This window comes from Polaribacter sp. YIW18 (genome assembly GCF_057219325.1).
In genome coordinates this window covers 1-5,756 of the sequence record NZ_JBXVVE010000020.1, presented here as the reverse complement: position 1 = coordinate 5,756, position 5,756 = coordinate 1, and the positions used below count along the sequence as shown (strand labels likewise).

General features: G+C 33.3%; 1 protein-coding gene. It reads right to left on the bottom strand.

The features are described from left to right. Nucleotides 1-5,095, bottom strand: a 5,095-nt coding sequence (locus AC2D6T_RS11935) for an MBG domain-containing protein (RefSeq protein WP_484681638.1), incomplete at its 3' end; no start/stop codon positions are given. Nucleotides 5,096-5,756: the final 661 nt, after the last annotated feature.

Genomic DNA, 5,756 nt, shown 5'->3' with positions numbered 1-5,756 from the left:
TGCTAAAGTCGGCTGTTACAAAGCCTATGTCATAATTACTATCAGCAGCACCGGAAGGTGTAATGGTATAGGTATCTACATCTTCTCCTATTGCTCTTGCGATGCTAACTCCTGTATCTAAACTAGATTCTGTATCACCATTTACGAATCCTGTAATTGTATAGGTTAGCCCTGGATCTGTTGCGCCATATACTTTTGTTTGACCTGAATCAGCTGTTACTGTTAAAGCGGCTTTGGTGATGCTAAAGTCGGCTGTTACAAAGCCTATGTCATAATTACTATCAGCAGCACCGGAAGGTGTAATGGTATAGGTATCTACATCTTCTCCTATTGCTCTTGCGATGCTAACTCCTGTATCTAAACTAGATTCTGTATCACTATTTACGAATCCTGTAATTGTATAGGTTAGCGCTGGATCTGTTGCGCCATATACTTTTGTTTGACCTGAATCAGCTGTTACTGTTAAAGCGGCTTTGGTGATGCTAAAGTCAGCTGTTACAAAGCCTATGTCATAATTGCTATCAACAGCACCGGAAGGTGTAATGGTATAGGTTCCTACATCTTCTCCTGTTGCTCTTACGATGCTAACTCCTGTATCTAAACTAGATTCTGTATCACTATTTACGAATCCTGTAATTGTATAGGTTAGCGCTGGATCTGTTGCGCCATATACTTTTGTTTGACCTGAATCAACTGTTACTGTTAAAGCGGCTTTGGTAATATTGAAAGTTACTGTTCTTGTTCCGTTGTAGTTGCCTTTACCTGTAATAGTAACTGTAGCTGTACCTACATTGGTATTGTCTACATAACTCAACTCATAGTCTGTATCTTTTAAAAGAACTGTGGTACCATCTTTGACCTCTGGACTTGGTGTTTGAGCAAATCCTGAGTAAACAAGATCAGAGATAGATGCGACTGTAATCCCACTAGCATTGATATCCTTTACTTGATCATCATCCAAGGTAATATTAGCATTTACCAATTCAGATGAAGTAGCTGGAAAAAGATTATCTCCTACCCAATAATTTCCTGTACCATCATCTTTAATAGTTGCTATTCCTAAGATTGTTGTAATATTATTATTTGCAGGTTGATCGAAAGCACCAATTGCAGAACCAATTGAAGATGAAAAAAGTCTTGTATTAGAGCTAGAACCAGTTACCCCCATTCTAATTTTGAATTTATCAACAGGTTTTTCATAGTAAGCTATAAAAGAGGCTGTTTCTTCGAAGTCAATACCCGATAAGGTTGAATTAATCCCTTCGAATCTGGTAAATCCAGTTCTACCTGATGGATTTTCAATCACTGTTAAACCAGAAGATTGTCCTAATTGATATGAACTTAAACCAAATAGTTCAACAAACTCTTTACTAGACGAACTACCATCAATATCTACTGGATGTATAACAAAGTTTTTAACTCCCACTTTTGTTGTGGTTCCAGATAAGAAAAATTCAAAGGTAAAATCTACAAATGAGCCAGAGCTTGAATTTGAATTAATTTTAGGTTGAAATCTTAAAGTATTTGAGCTATTGTCATCAAATGTGAAACTACTCACATTTGATTTATCATCGATACGAATAACAACATCAATTGCTTGACCATTAATAGTAATGGCATTTACTTTTTTATAAGTTGTACCAACATCCCCATCTGTTCCTGTTCTATTGTAATTATCGAGATTAAAGGTTTGAAAATTTGCATCATATACCGTTAAACCTACCAAATCATTTGGTATTTCAATTACTTCTAAAGAAAACGTTTCGGCGCCTTCAAAAACAGTGTCTTTCTCATTGGTGATGTCTACTCTTACGTTAACCGAACCTCCACTAGGAACAGTGAGTTGATCATCGGGATTATAGTCAATCCAAGCACTACCATTCCATGATTGTATAGTTGGCAGATTACCTAAATCTGCTTCTCCTGACTCTTGTAATAGCTTTAGTGAAAATACATCACCAACAGGACCATTTACTGTAAATACACCCCAATCAGAACCTTCGTTGATTGTGATGTTATTAATAGGAACTAATAATATAAAACCAGATTTAGAAGACTGACCGTTACTTGAAGTAGTAACAGTTATAGCTCCAGATTTTGCTTCTTGTGGCACAATAACAGTAATAGAAGTGTCAGAATTGAGTGTAAATATTGCGTCTACTCCACCAATTGTTACTGTATTTACTAAATTAAAGTTTACACCAATTATATTAATTTCAGAACCAATTTCTACTGATGTCGGTGAAAAAGAGGTAATGTTAGGAGCATTTGCATTAATTTCATATGTTCCAAATACAGAATAAGGTTTAAGCGTATATAAAGCGCTATTTACTCCATTAAGAGTAAGACCTCCTAAATAAGCAACATCATTATAAGTACCTGCTGGGGTATTGTTATCTATTGTATAAAGTGCAGTTCCGGTTGGAGCAGATAAACCTAGTGAAACTAAATCAATTTCGTTTCCACTTTCATTTAAAATAGTATATGTTGGAAAAATATTACCCACTGGTCCAATACCATTATTAACTTTTACATACAAGGCAGTACGAGGATAAGTAAGTTCTTTTAAACTTGGAAGCTTACCTTCTTGTTTAGACCAATAGATGTTATTAAAGCCACCAGGAATATTAGTTCCTGAAACTGGAGAAGTTTCAGTTACATTAGAGTAAACACTTGTAGGAAATGAGCCATTACCTTTTTTAGTAAGCGTAGTATAAGAATTAACAGAAGTTGCTAACGAATTCTGATAACCAGCAATACCACCATAAGAAACGTCTTGAGAAATTACATTACTCCAAGAATAACAGTTAGAAATTGAACTATCTGAAACATATATAACTCCAACTAAACCACCTGTACCATAATAACCTGATGAATGGTGAGCTGTCAAGATACTACCTGTAGAATAAGATCTTTCAAGTACAAATTTAACCGTTGTGGAAGAATTAGTCTTATCATAATTACCAACATCACCAACTAAACCACCAACAGATAAGCGTCTAGATATTTCAGAACCAGCTGAACTTACATCGGCAGAACTGTAAGATCTCGTGATAAGAGTTGTACCATTATTTACATTACCTACTAACCCACCTGCAAAAAATATAGCTTGTTTATCGGTATCACTGGCAGTTACGGTAGGATCAGTATTGGCTGTTGCTATTTTACCTGTACTCCATAAACCATTTAAAGTTGTTGTATAGGCTTCTTTTGAATAACCCGAAGACAGGTCTGCTTGTCCTATATTTCCCACAATACCTCCTACTCTATATTCTGTAGAATTACTAGTTGACGAAGTAAAGATATCCATATCAGTTACTCCTAAATTTCTAATAGTAGCACCTCGAACCTCTGAAAAGAATCCTAAGTTGATTAGTGAACCACCTGAATTTCTAATGTTCATGTTTTGAATTTCATTACCAAAACCTTCGAAAACTCCTTCAAAAACAGAAGAAATTACTGCTGTAGAATAATTATTTACAGATAAATCAATATCATCAGTTAATACTACTCTATCTGATGAAGAAGAAGGTATAGATGAAAGCTCAGAGATATCATTAACTATATTGTAAGAATTATTGGCAATATTTACAGAGGCATTTGTACCAGTCATTTTAATACTAGCTTCATTTGACAAATTGAATATGTAATCAAAAGAATTAGATGGCACCGTTGTATCGTCACTACCTCCATAATAAATATTTAGTCCTGCATCGTCATTGGTTGCTAAAATTTGACTGTTAAATAAAATATTACCAGCTGATTTTAAAGTTAAATTAGAATCTGTATTCCATGTTATATCAGATTCCATATTGATATAACCGTTAGTAAGAAGGGTTAAATCACCAACATTAAGGGCAGCATTAATAACTGAAGCGTTAATACTTGCTTCTTCAGAACTACGAGAAACGATAAAGCCTGAAATGAGGTCCCATGTAGTTCCTCTTTCTGAACCTCCACTAGTAACAACTTTTAAGTTTCCGTTGCTTTCAACAATAATTTCAGTAGTTTGACCATAAGATGTTCCTTCACTATTTTTAGCAAAAGATCTTAGGTAATAAACTCCTCCGTTTATATTACTTATGGTTCCTGTAAAAACACCTTCACCAGTACCTTCTATTATTTTCGTATCAGAGATAGTAGGGTTTTCATTTGTTTGTGACCAGACAAAACCTCTTTCGATAACTGTTGAACCTCGATCATTTGTAACTTCTCCATTAAGGTTTATAGTAGTTCCTGATCGAGAAGCGTTACCCGTTACAATTGGAAGCCCCGCTTCAATGAACGATGAACCTCCAGAAAGATTTACACTGTAGCGATCTAAATGAGATATTCTTTTACCTCCTACTGCAAAATAAGAATGAAGTATATTTGCATCTTGAAAATTTGCATTCGTATAGGTAATACTCTCAGAAGTATTTATACCGTGCAACTCTCCATCTACATTAGACTTATAGGATTTGAAAGAGAGTTTAAAATTAGATTCACTTAGGTTTTCAATAGTTAATTCTGCAAACAACCATTTTTCTTCTTCTTCTATAGTTCCATTTCCGTTTTTATCGAAATGCTGAGTGAGTCCAGAGGATCCATTGATAGGTTGCCAGTAAGAAGGTGAATTAGTTGTGCCATTGTGCCAAATATAGCCTCCGCCATGAAAAGAGATTCCAAGAACCTTACCATTACTCCTTGCGTATAGTCCTTGTGCAGTAGTGTTAAGTGTGCCGTCAGACTCTGGTATTTGAAATCCTAAACCGCCATAACCTACGCCATTACTTTTAAAATAAATACTAAATTTATAAACACTTCCAACTCCACTATTAGAGTAACCTTGTTTAGAAATAAAAACTTCGTCTATATCTTTACTACTATTGTTATCATTTACCCTTAAATAACCAGAATTAAAGAGACCTCCTGAGGTTTCATATCTGGGTAATATTTCTCCACCATTAGATTGATTTCCGTCAGTATAAAAATTATTTAGGTCTGATGAAGAATTAAATTCAATGGCACTTGTATTTTGTGCAATTAATAAATGAAATAGAGAAGAGACAAAAAATGAGAATAAAAATAGAAAAATATAATATTTCTTTTTCATGGTGGGGGATTGGATTTAGATTTTATAAATTAATTTTATTTATAAAAATTTGGATACTATTTTAATTGACAAAAGTAAAGATATTTTTTTAAAATATTATTAAAAAATAAATAATACGTACTCTTTTAAAAAAAAGGACACCTAATTTAAAAAAAGAGTACTATCATTATAAACGTCTTGCCCACCTAATGGAACTTTTATTTTTTACCTGATCTTTCTGTATTTATATTTTTATAACAAATAGAGAAAACTTAAAAATTAAATTATGAAGTACTTCGTTAATACTTTTTAATCATTTTACCCCTTTTTATTTACTTGCAGGTCCTAGGTTTTATTTTTTTACAAAAGCTTATCACATGCTAAAAAATACTTGTAGCAACTAAATTAATATATAACCTGAATTATATTGCTAAAAAATGGCTTTAATTCTAGATTTAACTTCTACGCTATTTTTAAAAAACATATAGAATGTACACCAAGAGATTACTTGAATAAAAGGAAATAAAACATCTCTATAAAAACTTATTTATCTTAAGGTTGTGACGTCCTGAAATAGCGTTACAGAATTAATAATCTAAAGGTAGTGATTTTATATCACTGCCTTTTTTGCTTTTATATTGTTTTCTTTTGACTTTATTTTGTTGATGCATTTGATTTGGTG